11 protein-coding genes are annotated in these 16,602 nt (G+C 40.2%); all 11 read left to right on the top strand.

Annotated elements, in window-relative coordinates; genetic code table 11:
- Positions 1–2,919 (top strand): DNA methyltransferase (locus WC955_07235; GenBank protein MFA5858843.1); only part of this gene is annotated, 2,919 nt, incomplete at its 5' end.
- A gap of 11 nt (positions 2,920–2,930) precedes the next feature.
- Positions 2,931–3,989 (top strand): hypothetical protein, encoded by a 1,059-nt coding sequence (locus WC955_07240; GenBank protein MFA5858844.1) that lies wholly within the window; start codon positions 2,931–2,933, stop codon positions 3,987–3,989.
- Positions 3,990–4,016: 27 nt separating this feature from the next.
- Complete coding sequence (locus WC955_07245) at positions 4,017–4,526, top strand: hypothetical protein (protein MFA5858845.1); 510 nt, start codon at positions 4,017–4,019, stop codon at positions 4,524–4,526.
- A 78-nt stretch (positions 4,527–4,604) separates the two neighbouring features.
- Positions 4,605–5,189: a Panacea domain-containing protein gene (locus tag WC955_07250; GenBank protein ID MFA5858846.1), complete on the top strand. Its 585-nt coding sequence runs from the start codon at positions 4,605–4,607 to the stop codon at positions 5,187–5,189.
- Between the two features lie 3 nt (positions 5,190–5,192).
- A complete protein-coding gene (locus WC955_07255; protein ID MFA5858847.1) occupies positions 5,193–5,381 on the top strand; it encodes a hypothetical protein in 189 nt (62 codons plus the stop codon).
- 67 nt (positions 5,382–5,448) lie between these two features.
- Positions 5,449–7,050: a hypothetical protein gene (locus WC955_07260; GenBank protein MFA5858848.1), complete on the top strand. Its 1,602-nt coding sequence runs from the start codon at positions 5,449–5,451 to the stop codon at positions 7,048–7,050.
- Entirely contained in the window at positions 7,035–7,232 is a 198-nt protein-coding gene (locus tag WC955_07265; protein MFA5858849.1) for a hypothetical protein, read from the top strand. The genes WC955_07260 and WC955_07265 overlap by 16 nt, the downstream gene beginning before the upstream one ends.
- Positions 7,229–7,411, top strand: a complete 183-nt coding sequence (locus tag WC955_07270; protein MFA5858850.1) for a hypothetical protein — start codon at positions 7,229–7,231, stop codon at positions 7,409–7,411. The genes WC955_07265 and WC955_07270 overlap by 4 nt, the downstream gene beginning before the upstream one ends.
- Positions 7,412–7,466: 55 nt before the next feature.
- Positions 7,467–10,601: a helicase-related protein gene (locus WC955_07275; GenBank protein ID MFA5858851.1), complete on the top strand. Its 3,135-nt coding sequence runs from the start codon at positions 7,467–7,469 to the stop codon at positions 10,599–10,601.
- On the top strand, positions 10,598–11,194 hold the full coding sequence (locus tag WC955_07280; GenBank protein ID MFA5858852.1) for a DUF3109 family protein: 597 nt from the start codon (positions 10,598–10,600) through the stop codon (positions 11,192–11,194). Before WC955_07275 ends, WC955_07280 begins: the two co-directional genes overlap by 4 nt.
- Before the next feature lie 41 nt (positions 11,195–11,235).
- A complete protein-coding gene (locus WC955_07285; protein ID MFA5858853.1) occupies positions 11,236–16,596 on the top strand; it encodes a hypothetical protein in 5,361 nt (1,786 codons plus the stop codon).
- The last annotated feature ends 6 nt before the right edge of the window (positions 16,597–16,602 follow it).

Below are 16,602 nucleotides of genomic sequence, written 5' to 3' on the forward strand. Positions count from 1 at the left end.
TTCGTGCAAACGTTCCTCAACCGGTTAATGTTTGTGTACTACATCCAAAAGAAAAATTGGTTGTTGAACGATACGGAGTTCGTCAAAACTTTGTGGGACACGTACCGCAATGGCCAGCGCGCAAAGGATACGTTCCACAAAAATTGGCTTAACGTGTTTTTCTTCAACTCGTTCAACCATAATTTTGATCCTAAACTGGCAAAACACTTACCACCGAATATTGCGGACACGTTTGCTCAAGCGCCGTACCTCAACGGCGGGTTGTTTACCAAAATCGCGGGCGTTGACGACCAGGGGTTTGTAGTCAGCGACGAATTGATATCGGATATTATTGACAACCTGCTGGACCGCTACAACTTTACGATACAGGAAGATACCCCGTTTGACCAGCATATCGCGGTGAACCCCGAGATGCTGGGAACGATATTCGAAAGCCTGGTGAACGTATCCGAGAAAGTTGATGAACAGCATAAAGGCGGGATATTTTATACCCCGAGGATCGAAGTAGACTTTATGGTTCGTCGGGCGGTAGTGGAGTATTTGTTCAACAAAACCGTGATTGATAAAACTAAACTGTACGAATTTGTGTTTTACGAAGCGAATACTGAAAAGCCGGTGGAGTTCAGCGGCGAGGATATAACGAAAGTGCGGGATTGCCTCGACGACGTCCGGATAGTTGACCCCGCGTGCGGGTCCGGCGCGTTTATCGTTGGCGCGCTGCACGTAGTGCTTGAACTCAAAACTGCGTTAGCTGAGAAACAAGGAGCGCCGGTGGACCGGTTCGAGGAAAAGAAGAAAGTTATTGAAAAATCGTTGTACGGCGTGGATGTTAAAGACTGGGCGGTAGAGGTTGCGAAGTTGCGGTTGTGGCTCGAACTGTTGGTAGACGCGGATGAAACGAAGCTGGACCTGCGAAACAAGCCGTTACTCCCGAGCTTGACATTCAAACTGCGGGTCGGGGATAGTATCGTACAGGAAGCCGGCGGGGTGTACTTCTCAGTCAAAGACGTTGCCGGGTTGAAGAATGAACAAAAAGAGTTGTTGGACGAGCTTAAACAGTTGAAACACGAGTTTTATTATTCACAAAAGAAGGTTGATGAAACAGTAATACTGAAAAAAGAACTTATATTTTATTGTAAGCTTATCGACGATAAGATTAATGAAGTCAAGAAACTTAAAAACCGGCAGGGTTTTGACGGTATCGGGCATGCGGCGCAGGACGCGTTGTTCACGCAGTACCAGCAGCAGCAACAGGAGCTGGATCTTAAAGCCACTGAACGACGGAAACGGTTGAACCAGGGTTACGACGAACAAATCGAGCATCTTGTCGCGCAGAAACGGACGATATACGCGAAGAAAAGCGCGGTGTGGACGATCGAGTACGCGGAAGTATTCGCTGAGAACGGCGGATTCGATATCGTTATTGCCAACCCGCCATATATAAGGCAAGAACTTATTGCAGATCCTTACAAGCCAAACTCTACGGTAGAACAAAAACGGAAGTATAAAGATAAACTGGCTCAAATGTTGAAAGCGGACTGGTATCCCGAACTCGGGGTTGGGCAGAAAGCCGACCTGTATGTCCATTTTTATCTTAAAGGGTTGCGGTTACTGAACCCCAACGGTGTGTTTTGCTATATTTCGTCAAACTCGTGGCTGGACGTTGGGTACGGGAAGGAACTGCAAAAGTTTTTGCTTGACAACGTGAAGATGTACGCTGTGTACGATAACCAAGCAAAACGGTCATTTAAAAACGCGGATGTTAATACCGTTATCACAGTGTTCAGCGCGCAGGCGAAAAACGTGAAAGACAATATTGTGCGGTTCGTGATGTTCAAAAAACCGTTTGAGGAAGTTGTGTCGTCTGAAACGATGGTGGCGATTGAGAATGCTACTCAGCGGGTGGTAAATGAAGATTATCGGGTGAACGCTATCACTCAGTCCGCGCTTTACGACGAAGGGGTTGAGGTTGATGAAGATAACGCGCCGGGGTTGAATATTAAAAACGTGTACACCGGGTCGAAGTGGGGTGGGAAATATCTTCGCGCACCAGAGATTTATTTTACGTTGCTTGAAAAAGGAAAGGGGAAGTTTGTACCGCTGGGCGATATCGCGGAAGTACGGCGCGGGATCACGTCTGGGGTAAATGAGTTTTTTTATCTCAATGCTCAGAATATTCAGGAGTGGAAAATCGAAAATGAGTTTTTGCGTCCTATTATTAAAAGCCCGCGGGAATGTAAAGGCATTCTTGTAAATCCGAACGATTTGCAATACCAAGTATTTATCTGCAATAAAAGCAAACAAGAACTGAAAGGGACGAATGCCCTTAAATATATCGAGTGGGGTGAGAAGCAAAAAGACCAAAATGGCATATTGTGGTACAAAGTCCCAAGTGTTGCCGGTAGAAAATATTGGTATTCTTTGAATCATGCAACTGGTAATACTTTCTGGGTAAAGGAAACAAATGAACGGCTTGGTGCATTTGTTTCAGGACAAGAAATGATGTGTGATTGTCGTTTATATTACAATCATTCATCATATGAACTACAAAATACTGTTAACTCCTCATTGTTTGGTTTAATAGCAGAAGTCATGTCTCGAAGTGGACTAGGTGAGGGAGCAAAATCTTTGATGGTTTATGAGGTTAATGATTTTATAGTTTTAGAAAATATACCTCAATTAGAAAATCGGTTTTATCTAAAAAACAGGGAACTAAAATCAATATTCGAAGAATGTGGCATCGATCCAAAATCTGATATCCCCATTGAAGCTCAAGAACCTAAGCCGTTACCAGACCGCGCAGAACTGGATAAAATAGTTTTTGATGCGCTTGATCTTAACAAAGATGAACGCGTAGAAATCTATCGTGCGGTCTGCCGGTTGGTTTGGGACAGGATCAGTAAAGCGAAAAGTGTGTGAAGGAACTATTGATGAAAACTCTGTTAATAATCACGGGTGCGGGTGCATCAAATGATTTACTCTTAAATAAGTATAAAACAAATCCTTTGTACAAACCACCATTAACTAAACATCTGTTTAACCCTGAGTACGAAGATAACCGGAACCCTAATGATACTTGGATAAAGAAATGTTTGGACTTATATCCTTTGGCGGCACAAGTTGGAGATGAGTATTCAGAAGAAAACGCTTTAGAAAAATATTTGATTTCTTTAAAGCAGGGCAACGCCTTAGAGAAAAATAGATATTTTGAAACAGTGAAATATATTCAGCATTTATTTGAAGAAATAAGTATTAAATATGTTACAACTAATACGGGTTTACCCTCAAATTATCTAAGTATGATTAACATAATTGCAAAAAGCAAATACAATAATCTTGTGTGGATAAATATGAATTATGATTTATTTGCAGACTATGCTTTGGATGCTACATGTCAAGAACGTATCAAAGACATTAACTCGTACACAAATCTTCAACTACAGACTGGATTGCTAGTAAAATATATTAAACCTCACGGTTCTGTTAATTGGTGGAGAAGGAATATTAATCAAGATCAGAAAACTATTATGACAATTCGTGATAATATTAAAAGAGGTGTCTATCCAGAAGGTTTTGAGAGTACTTACTTTTCAAAAGATATCTCGATAGTATTAAGGAAAAATATTTATGGAACAACGATTCCAAGTAATTGCATTTGGTTCCCAGCTTTAATTGCTCCAATAGGAGAATATTCTTTTATTTGTCCTGAACATGTCGAAAAAGCTATTCCTGATCTAAAAAACACAACAGACTTGTTGTGTATAGGTTTTAACGCTCTTGATAAGGATATCCTGGCGTTAATAAAAGAAAACGTTTTCAAAATATCAAAATTACTGCTAGTAAATGGCGGGCAGGATTATGCCAAAGCAGCATTAAAACGTTTGCGTGATTACAATATTAATATTTTGCAGGATGATAATAGTGTTATATATCATCACGGATTCTCGGATCTAGTAAAGAAAGATTTAAGTAATTGGTTGAGAACCTAAATAAAACTAAAATATAGGAATTAAAAGATGACGAAACGAAGCTTAATGGATGCAGTAAGAGAAACTATTAGTTTAGTTCATGAACGTGAACGTGATAATGATGAAATAAAATCATGGCTGAGATTACTTACAGATAAACGTTATAAATCAAAAATAAGCGAACAAGAAACACTGATTATTTGCCTTGTTATTGAATTGCATATTCACTGTGATAATTTTGTGAATAATATAATAATATCATGTTTTGATAATAAATATCCAACAGATAAGATGTTTGATTTTTTTACTAACATCCCATTTGACAGAAAAAGATGTTTGGTAAAAGATTTGGGTATAATCACTGACGATGAGAATAGATTATTTGCTGATTTAAACACACTTCGTAATTCATTAGCGCATTTGAAAAAGAATTCAGAATACAAATGGAAAGGTAAAAATATATTCGATATTAAAACAGCAGTAATATTAAAAAACGAATGTCTTGATACAGTATGGAAAATATGTGAAAGATTAATAAATGACAAAAAACAATCTTGATTATATGTTTCTGATTCTTGCAGTCTATGTTGATGAATAATTAACATTTTCACTGGGATAAAGATATATAATATTACCATGATAGAAACAAAAAAGATTATACAAGCAATCTCGTATTTATTAAACACATTTAGCAAACCTATCGACAAGATAGCTGTCGTGAAGTACATATATTTAAGCGACAAGTACCACCTGATGAAATATGGCCGTACTATCACAGAAGATATGTATGTTGCAATGGAACGCGGCCCGGTAGGTTCTACGGTACTCAACGTACTTGACCTGGACGCGTTTAACCTATCAGAAGACGAACTTTCATACGCGCAAAAATATCTCAAGAAACACGCTAATACTATAATATCAAAGAACGGTTCTGCTGCGCGTTACGACATGTTGTCGGAAACTGACAAAAAAGTTATTAAGTTGATCCACGAAAAGTTTGGCAGTATGGACAAATGGTCTCTTGTAGATTATACCCACAAATTCCCGGAATGGAAGAAACACGAGTATTTGTTTAAACACGGTAAAAGCCGGCGGGAAATTATTAATATTGAAGAAATGTTGTCTACGGACAAAATATTTGATTGTAGCGAAGAACATCTCGACGAAGTGCGGGAGATTATTAAACAAAGAAAATGCTATTATTGGGCAGAAAGTAACTGAAAAATGAAATGGAGAATTCTTGTGACGAGTCTAAAGAATAGAAAACGTAACACAGACGCAGAAATTCGTCAACAGTTGGCAAAAGCGTATAACGAAATAAACGCCGCTATAAAAAAAGAAACAGAAGCTAATTTACAACAAGAAAAACTAACTAAAGCAATATCTAAAGAATTAGCAGCTATGAGGTTTTGATTTCCTGATTTTGAAATAACGATATTTTTAGATATAATACTATTATGGAAGATGAACGAAGATATATTTGGGTGACACACAAATTTACAAGGAGCGAGCGACTATGATATTCACGCAGATTGTCAAAAAAACAGATTTACAAGCTTTTCTAGCAACGTTATCTGCTAACACATCAGATGAGTTAACAACCAATGAATTTCCAATATTTAAGTTCAATGAACAAAGAGTTAAAGATAAACTTACTGACTACTTGGAAGACATAAAAGATTCTGTTTACTGTTTTATTGAGTATCCCTATGTTGACAAATTGTACCGTGACAGTTATTACCACTTTTTCTCTTCCCGGCATCAAACATATTTAAGAAATACTATCAGAGTATCATTTTTTGCGGAAAACATAACGCCTGAAAGTTTCCGTGATACAAAACTAATAGAATCAATCAGGGAACAATACCTTGGGTTTGTCGTTTTACGTCCTACTCCTCCGTGCATTATAGGGAGAAGCATGATTTCGCCGAAAGCGTTGAAAACCAATTCGTTCTTATGTTGTTTATGTGAAAGTAATGTTGTTGTGAACGGTATAAAATTTAGTATTTCTGCTTTCCCGCATTCGTCTCAGGACACAGAAACTATCACATGTGCCGAGACGAGTGTATGGAGTTGTATGGAATATTTTGGCAATAAGTATTCGGAATACAAAACAATATTGCCATCAAGCATAAATACTGCAATAAAAGAGATGACTTCTGAAAGGCTATTGCCTTCCCGTGGATTGACAATAGGATGGATATCATATGCTCTGAAAACTTTTGGATTTGGTACAAGAATATATTCACGTGATGCTTGTCCAGATAAAAAAGAGTTTCAGAGAGTGTTGAATTATTATGTTGAATCAGGAATACCGCTTGTAGTTAGCCTAACAAAACAAGGCGCTGCACATGCGGTACTGTTTGTTGGGCATGAAGATAATCTTCAAAATAATGTATTTATAGAGGACAATGTCTTACTAAAGAGCGCGAATAATTTATTAAAACAAATCTCAGGTAGTATAGGTTTGAATGTTAGTAATAATATTATTGATAGTGCTGATATTCCACGAAAATATGTATTAATAGATGACAATACATCGCCTTTAAAAGTATGTTCTTTTGATTGCCCAGAACATTATAAAGGCACAAATCTTGACAATATGAATGTAACAGCGTTTGTCGTTCCTTTGTATTCTAAAATATATATGGAAGCTACAGTTGCAAGGGATACTATAAGATCAGTGTTGAATGATAAACGGATATTTGGGTATAATAGTACAAAAGATGGAAGTGTATTAATTTATCGTTTATTTTTAACGTCGAGCCGGTCGTACAAGAAATATGTTGCAGTGAATGATATGAATCGAGATGTTAAGGATTTACTGATTAACTCTGATATGCCAAAATTTATTTGGGTTGCAGAATTAAGTAATGAAACGCAATACAAAAATAGTAAAGCAATTGGATTGATTTTGCTAGATGCAACAAGTAATAACTTTGAAAATGTGACAAATTCAATAGTCTTGTACCCTGGGGTACTTAAATATGAAACCATACCGTATAAACAGTTTGAGATGACAGAGTTTGATATTTATTCAAATAATTTAAGAGGGGGGAAACAAGGGTGGAAACTGGACTAAAAAACGTGGTGAAAGACATTTTGGATAAACTGGAACCTAAAAAAGAGAAGGACGGGTTTACTGCACAAAAAAATGCGGAAATACTTGAGCAATTGCGGGTACAGTTTGAAGAATCGCAAAGACGATATAGCATAATTGAACAAAAATCGCGTGAAGACGCGATGAAGATAGTGCTCAAATGACAAGAAAGCAAAAAAATAAACAAATAAATGAAGTAAACGTTTTGTTAACTTTCCTGCAAAAAACAAAGAATGGACGCTATGCGCCTATAGAAAAAACGTCAATTCCCTATGCTAGAATAAATGAAAAAACAGAAGTGATAGAGAGTTGCGAAGAAACTTATTACTATAGTGTAAAATAATAGTATTTAGAAAAATTAGTCATTCGATTCATTAATTAAGAGAGTAACCCTGTTTATGCCCCACGACATTATTGACAACTTAGAAACGAAGCTTGCAACCGAAATCAAGCGGTTCCTCAACGATTCGCAGCGCGCGAAGTTCGCGGTGGGATACTTTTTTATTTCCGGAATGAAGCCTATAATCTCAGAACTCGCGCAACTCGAAGAAATTAAGTTGTTGATAGGAAGCAGTACGAACCGTAAAACCATCGAAGCTGTAGCGCTGGGGTATAAACGGTTGGATACCTGCACCAACTTGTTCGAAAGCAAACAATACCTCACACCCGTTCAGGTAGGCGACGAGCTCGCGGAGAATAAACTTTCCACCCGCGCTGTGGTTGAAGGGTTGGCGCAAACTGATGATAACGAGAATCTTGTAAAACAAGTTGCGCGGTTTATTGAAACCGGTAAACTGAAGGTCAAGGTGTACCTGAAAGAACCCTTACACGCAAAAGCGTATATCTTTGATTTCCCGAAGGAACGCGCGTTTACCGGCGCAGCAATCGTCGGGTCGAGCAACCTCACGTTTGCCGGGTTGAATAGCAATACCGAACTCAACGTTGTGGTCCCGGGGAATGGCAACCACGAGAAACTGTCCACCTGGTTCGACCAGTTGTGGGATAATGCCGAAGATTTTAACGCAGAACTTTTGACCGAGCTCAACCTTTCCTGGGCGATTAACGAACCTACGCCGTACGAGTTGTACCTCAAGGTGATATACGAACTCGTGAAAGACCGTATTGGAACCGAAGACTCGATGGTTACGAACAAAATCCCGAAGTTGTTGTTGTTCGATTACCAAAAAGACGCGGTTGTACACGCAAAAAAGATTTTGGATAAATACAACGGCGTGTTTATCTCAGACGTTGTAGGGTTGGGTAAAACGTTTGTTACTTCAGCGCTGCTCGCGGAGTATTGGGAGAAAGAAGGCGCGCGCGCGTTGATAATCTGCCCGCCGAAATTAGTCAACAACTGGGTGCAGGTGACGTCCACTTTTGGCATCCCGATGCAGGGGCGGATCGTGTCTTCCGGCAAGCTCGAAGATTTGTTGGATGATACGCAGTTGATAAATGATACCACCATAGTGGTTGTGGACGAATCGCACCATTTTAAGTCGCATTTATCGCAACGGTATCAGGATTTAGCGGAAATATTGTTTGGAAAAAAGGTTATACTTGTAACTGCCACGCCATACAATTTGTCAGCGGACGATATTTATCACCAATTAAAACTTTTCCATCCGCAGGAGATAACGGATATCCCGATAGACCCGCCGAACTTGCGTAAATACTTTATTGCGGTTGACAAAAAAGAACGGGACTTGAAAGAACTGTTGTGGCACGTACTTATCCGGCGGACCCGCAGGGACATTCAACGGCATTATCCGGAAGATATGAAAAAGAACAACCTCAAATTCCCGGAACGCAAGGGGCCGTTTAGGATAGATTATAGTATCGACCAGGTATATCCCGGGATTTATGACGATATTGTAAAACTATTAAAAACCGTTAAGTATGCTCGGTACAACCTCGGGGCGTACGTAAAACCGGAGTGTAAAAAAGAACAGGAATTGAAACAACTCAGCAGTATATCGCCGCATATCAAAGCAATTATAAAATCAATAGTTCTCAAACGGTTCGAAAGCAGCTATGTGGCGTTCCAAAAATCTATCCGCAACTTTATTGCTATTTACACCGCGTTTCTCCGCGCGGTGGATAAAGGCATAATTCCCGCCGGGCCAGAAGGCGAGGAGTTGATCGAATCGATGATTGATACGGATGACGCTGCGGTGTTAGCGCAATACGATGATTCGGATAACAAATATCAAGCCGGTAATTTTGATACTGCCAAAATGATGAAGGATTTAAATAACGACCTCGATGTGTTTAAACAGCTACTGGAGCTCGTAGAGACAATTGTGCCAAAAGAAGACGCGAAGCTTTCAAAACTACTCACTGAACTGGATTCAAAACAAATTAAGGGTAAAAAAGCTATTATTTTCACTCAATATGAAGCGACCCAGCAGTATCTGACCGAACAGCTTAAGAGCCGGTATAGTAAAACCGAAGGTGTTTCCTCAAAAACGTTTGATCTGTCAAAGATAGTAAAAAGGTTCGCACCTAAGGCTAATCAAGTGAATATCAAAGAGTCGGATGAGATACAGATCCTTGTGGCGACTGATGTGTTGAGCGAAGGGTTAAATTTGCAGGATTGTAATATAATAATCAACTACGACCTCCACTGGAATCCGGTACGGTTAATCCAGCGCGTAGGAAGAATTGACCGGGTTACTACCGAGCATAATGAGATATGGACTTACAACTTTTTCCCGGAGAAAGAACTCGACCGCCATCTATCATTCACCGGAAAAGTGAAGAACAGGATGCAGGAAATCCACGATTTTATAGGGGAAGACGCTAAGTATTTAAGCCAAGACGAACAGTTGCAAGAGAATAAGTTTTTTAAGATATACGAAAACAACCCGACAGTATTAGATGATGATACCGGCGAGGTTGAGTCGACATTCGAGGACTATGCTCAGTTGATGAAGCAGTTGAAACTCGAGAAGCCCGCGATGTTTACAAAAATCCTGGAGTTACCCTCAAAAATACGTTCCTGTAAAGACTGGAAAAACTCCGGGATTGTTGCGTTTTGCAAGTACGGCGATTACTACAAGTTTTATCAGTATGACGAAAACAAGAATATTACTTCATTGGATCAAAGTGTTGCATTGAAAATATTGGAATGCAAGCCGGAGGCCGAAAGAAAACCGTTGCCGCAAGGGTTCAATTTTGTTGTTCAAAATATTGAAAAAATCTTTACCGCTGATATTATGAAAAGAAAGCAAGATCTCGAGAATAAAGAAAATGATCCATTACTGAGAGCGTATCGTGATTTACTGCGCGGTTGCGCACGGGGTGCAAAGGACGAGGTTAAAACTAAAGTGTCCGAACTACAATCATTGTTGTTGAGTAAACCGTTATCGTTGGAGCAACGCAAACAAATGCGGAAGTTGAAACGCGAAACCTTTGATTCTGCAAAAATATTAGCGAAACTTGAATCTATTCTTAAAAAGAAGGGTGTTGAAACACCGCTGGAAGTTAAACAACAACCGGACATTGAAATAGTTTGTAGCGAAGGATTGGTTTGATAAAACTAAAAATCTCTTCTTCCTTAGCATTATCCTGGGGAAGAATTAAAACTAAAACAATTTTGTTTGACCCCGCAATATTTGAGGTTGGATTTACTGATCATTGTAATCTAACAAAATGTAATGCCGGGTGTTGCCGTCTAGGTGTGTATATAGATCAATATGAAGTTAATAGAATTATGCGGTACAAAAACAAAATCGCTGGCCTGCTTGAGAGTAAGTATAAAGATCCATCCACTTGGTTTGTTGAAGAAAAATATGATAAAGATGCGCCGTCAACAAAGGTGTATGCAACCCGCGCAGATAATCAAGGCTGTATATTTCTTCTACCGGATAATAGTTGTGTATTACAAACTTATGCCACTAAGCGGGGATATCATAAATGGTACCTAAAACCGTTGAATTCAATAATGTTTCCGTTGGTGGTACAGGACGGTGTATTGACTATTGAACCAGTATTTAAGAATAAACTGTATTGTCAAAATACAAAGTGTCAAACTAAAACGTTATTTGAAGGATGTAAAGAAGAAATTGTTTTTCTTATAGGTAATAAGAACTATTCTTTTCTTTCAGACAACGCTTCCGGGATGTAATATAATGAAATTGACGGTAACTAAAAGTAAATGATGATTTTATGATAATAAAAAATGCAGGCACGAGAGTAATAGTATTATTTGCAATAATACTTGCTGCTATACCTATCGTATTCTCAGCTGAAGCTGTTTTTGACTCTAAGAGGTTAGGGGTGGTAGGGTATCTATTATCCGAACCATATATCATAGAGATAATGTCAAAAGAACTGGGATTAACCCCAACCCAGGCTTCTGCGGTTAGTGATTTAGCAAGTTGGGAACGTGAACAGGATACAAAACTACGAAACCTTTCTTACAATAATTGTAGTGAGATGGAATTATTTGAAACACAAAGGTCTGTATTGAATGAACGGGAAGAAAAAGAAAGTCGTATTTCCTTAATTCTTGGCTCGCAATACTCCGGGTACTCTAAATGGTTAGAAGAGCAGTGGTACATTGAATGGGATGAAACCCCGGTGCATGAAAAAGCTATTGCTCAGAATCCGGTTAAGAACGCGATGATTGGCCTTCGCCAGGCTATGGTTGATATAAACCATACGCCTTTATTGCCTGATAAAGAACGTAATAGTAGATTAGACGAACTAAAACAGCTTTATATCCAAACTATTAATTCCGGTGATGCCCCGCCATCTATAAAACATGCACAAGAAAAGGTTCGTCGTGCAATAGAACAAATACAAGCGAAGAGTGCTGCTGGAATGACGTACACAGTTTTTATGACTCAGTACGCTGGGTATACGTCATACGAAGTTTCACTCCCGCATTATAAAATTAAATTTTCAAGTCCAAAACGTTCAGTAATAATTCGCCGCGGTACTAAAACAGTTACTGTAACAGTCCGTGAAGCTGGCCCATGGAATATTTGTGATAATTACTGGGATGCAACAGGACGGCAGTGCGGGTCTGATTTAGCACGGGGTATGCCCGAAGCACAGGCTGCGTTCCAAAAAGGTTATAACAGCGGGTATGGCTGCTACTTTTCGTGCTTGAATGGTAATACTAAAAGATACCATGTTGGCAACCCAGCGGGATTAGATGCTACACCCAATGTTGCTGCAGCTTTGGGATTAGGATATGCTGCAAACGCGTGGGTACAACTTGAATTCCCGTGGTTAACCCCGCCACCGCCGGCAGTACCGGCTGCAGTGTCAGCATCTGATTCGGAATCAGGGTACGGAGTAACGTTAGCATGGTCCGCAGTAAGCGGAGCTACAGCGTATGATGTAGCGTTTAAATCGTCAGTCAGTGGTACGTGGCAGTATGCGATGGATTGTAAAAGCGCAAACGCTGGTAATATCGGCTGGCCCGCAAGGTATTATACACCGGGGCCTGGGCAGTACGATTTCGCGGTCCGTGCAAAAAACGCGTATGGTGTGTCAGCGTATAAGTATTTATACAAAGTTACGGTTCGTGACCAAACGTTCCCGGCAGTACCATCAGGATTATCCGCACAGGTGATGGGCTCAACGAGTATTAAACTTGCATGGAAGGCAGTTGCCGGTGCAAGCGGGTATACAATATATTGTTCAAAAGATTCTAAAGTTGTGAATGATAAGTGCTACAAAATTCTTCCGGCGGTATCTCCGGATAATAATCCCGCATGGGCAAACCTCGCATCAATCACTGACGGTATTCGTACGGACGGGTCGTATGCGTATGCAGCTGCAACACAATATTCTGCGGTATCTGTCCCGTTAGCGGCAAATACTAAGATACACAAATTTAATTTTAGGTTGTATGGCGGTGATAATCGTATATACAAAGAAATATTCCCGTTTTGGGCTAATACGACTACATACTATCCTTTAGGGCAAGGTAATTACCGTGCATATCGTACAGAAGGCGCAGTACGGTTAGCATCAGCGGCTGATGTCGCGTGCAGCCGAGTGGGTGTGGCATTCAAAGCATTAGCCGGGAATACTTCAAATAGTGTCAATCACATTACCGCGATAGAAGCGCATGGCGGGTACTTAGTGAAAGTTGCCGGGGGAACAACCGCGGCGTATACTGTAAATAATTTAACTGCCGGGACAACGTATTATTTCCGTATAGACGCCTATCGTACGACAAGTCCGGAAGTGATCTCATATTCATGCCCGGTGATCTCTGCAGTAACAAAAGGTGATGTCGATACCACACCGCCCGGTATACCAACACTAGTATTACCGGCGAACAGCGGTACTGTAACAACGAGTTTACCAGTATTTGACTGGAGTGATATTACTGACGTAAGCGGCATAAAATATGAGTTACAGATTGATAGTAATACAGATTGCAGTAGTCCTTTGGTAACACAACAAAATCTTGTGAGTTCGCAGTACAAAACAATTTCAGTGTTAACCAATGGCACATATTATTGGCGGGTACGCGCAGTTGATGGTGCCGGGAATACAGGTGCATGGAGTAGTATATGGAGTGTGATTGTGAATGTAAACACAAATGATACCACCCCGCCAAGTAATCCAGCAACGGTTAACGCATGGGCAGATGAAAACAAAACGAAAGTACTTATTGATAACGTATGGCAGAGTATAGACTCAGGCCCTTATCTAGAATGGGCTGGTGCTAGTGATACAGGTAGTGGTGTAAGCGGATATAGTATATACTGGGGTACGAGCAGTACAGCCGATCCCGGGGTTGAGATAATGAAACCGGAAGCCACACCGGTATCATACTTTGCAACACCGGCAGTATCAGAAATCCCATACTTTTTAAGGATCCGCACCTGTGACAATGCGGGTAACTGGTCTTCAGCAACAACGTTGTATACGCTTAAATACGATAATACTTCGCCATTAGTCCCTGAGTTACTTTTTCCTGGCCGCAGCGAAAAATTTGTTGTTCATCGCCCGAGTTTCAGCTGGGCAAGTGTTATCGATATTTCAGGGATAAGTTATGAATTACAGGCAGATAATAATTCGGACTTCAGTAGTCCCGAATTATCAACAACCACAATAAGTACAGGGTATAGTATGCAAATAGATTTTGTAGATAGTCAATATTATTGGCATGTACGGGCTAAGGACGGGATTGGTAACACCGGAAACTGGTCGCGAACAGGGGTGTTTTATATAGACTCCACAGGGCCGTTACCGGTGACGGAGTTAACGGCAACACTGGAAAGCGGTGGTGATATAAAATTAATATGGCCTTCTGCGGTTGACTTAATCACGGGGGTAGTATCGTACTGTGTTTATCGTTCACAACAGGCCGGTAGTATTGGTGTACAAATAAATGATGGTAGTGAAGAGAATATCTCGAATTATATTGACGCTGGGAGTAACCTCGCAGAAAATGTGACATATTATTACACGATAGTACCTGTTGACAGTTTGGGGAATGTTACATTAACCGGAAATAACCAGGTAAGTGTGATATGCCAAAAACACGGGGTATCAATTTCGGGTATAAAAATTATTCCGGTATCATTTTCGCCTAATTATGATGATTTTAAAGATAGTACGACATTGAGTTATACATTAAGTCCCAGCGGGAAAGTTACGATACAAGTATTTGATGGCGATATTGTGGTTGCAAACTTAGCAAAGAATGAACCAAAGCAGGCTGGAGTGAATACAGCAGTCTGGGACGGGTTGAATAATAATAAATTTGATGTCGAAGCGAAACGGTACAGGATTTGTATAACAGCTATAAGTGATGATGGAGCATCCTCAACCCCGCGGGATGTGTATGTTGATGTAGACTTAACTTTCCCGGAGATAAGTTCAATGACAGTAGTTATAAACCCGTTTTCTCCAAATAATGACGGGAATAGGGATTATACCACGATAAGTTATGATCTTTCAGAGGATGCGTATGTGGATATGAATATATATGATAGCAATAACAATTTGATCCGTAAGTTAGTTCCCTCGCAGTTTAGGGCAACAGGGATGCGTTACGAAATCTGGGATGGTAAAGACGATGCCGGTATTGTAAAAGAAGGTAGTTATACAGTGATTATGTCAGCAATAGATGCAGCCGGGAATCGTAGTATAGAAAAAGAAGATGTATTGTCATTAGAATTGAGTTATGGATGGATAATGGGTTATGTTTACAACAGCAGCGCTGTAGGCGGTAACATTCTGCTGAACCGTATCAGCGGTGCGGTGTGTAGTGTAGACAGCAGCCATAATGTGACAAGTTCGGTGGATTCGCAACAAAAAGGTTTCTTTGCGTTTTATGGTTTATCTGCGGGTGAATATACGGTTACAGTTAATGCAAAGTGGTACGAGGTAAAAAGTAAGGCGGTTACAGTATCCGCCGGTAAGGTAACATGGAGCAGTATAGACTTGATATACGTCGGCCGTGTGGATAATGAACCGCCTGAGATCCAGCATAACCCGATAACAGCAATAGGGTTGATGGGTGATAAAATAATTTTTTCTGGCTTGATAACCGATAATCAGGTAGTTGCGGCAGTAAAGGTTGAATACAAATTTAGGTTCCGGGATGGTAGTGAATCAGAATTTAAAGAACGTGAGTTAACGCCGTACGATACGCAGTACATAGGTGATATCCTGGGTGCTGAGGTAGAGGGTAGTGTGAGCAGTATACTTTATTGTATAAAAGCGTATGATAGTGACGAGAACGAGTCGGTTAGCCCGAGCGACGGTACGTTTTATGAAATACTTTATACAGAAGGGGTAAACCAAAAAGTTGATACTGCCGGGGGTAGAATAACTATTCCTGACGGTAATCCTGATGACGGTAGGGTGGGGGTAATGTTTACACCCGGGGCATTGGATGGGCAGGTAATGGTGAGCATAACGCAAAAAGATCAGGCGAGCTTGCCATTGATTAAAAACAAAGGGCTTATAGCCGGAGACATAGATAAGCCGGTAGCAGCGTATGAGTTTAATTCGACGGTAACAACATTAAACCAGCCTGCTGAGATAACATTATTATATTTTGATGTAGATAATGACGGGTTGGTGGATGGAACGGAGATCGAAGAGTCGGGGTTACGGATATTCTGGTATGACGGCAATGACTGGCGGTATGTTGGCGGTGAAATAGATACTCTGAAGAATACAGTAACCGCGAAAGTAAGTCATTTCTCGGTATACGGTTTATTCCCGGTTTTAACAAACAGTACAGTACAGGCAGAACAGTATAAGCCATGGGAACGGGTAATCACGCCAAATAGTGACGGTAAAAACGATTTCGCGTGTTTCAACGGTATCAATAACTACTACGCATCATCGTCAATAGATAATAAGGGTTTACCAAAAGAGGTTAGGATATATGATTTAAGAAACCGCCTAATCCGTGCAATAGATAGTATAGATATCTGGGATGGTAAAGATAATGACGGTAATGCAGTTGAGTCCGGGGTTTATATTTACCAGTACGCAGTTAACGGTAAAGTTGTTACTGGAAGCATTGTTGTAGCGAAATAAAGCTTA

The organism is Elusimicrobiota bacterium, from assembly GCA_041658405.1.
Taxonomy (GTDB): Bacteria; Elusimicrobiota; UBA5214; order JBBAAG01; family JBBAAG01; genus JBBAAG01.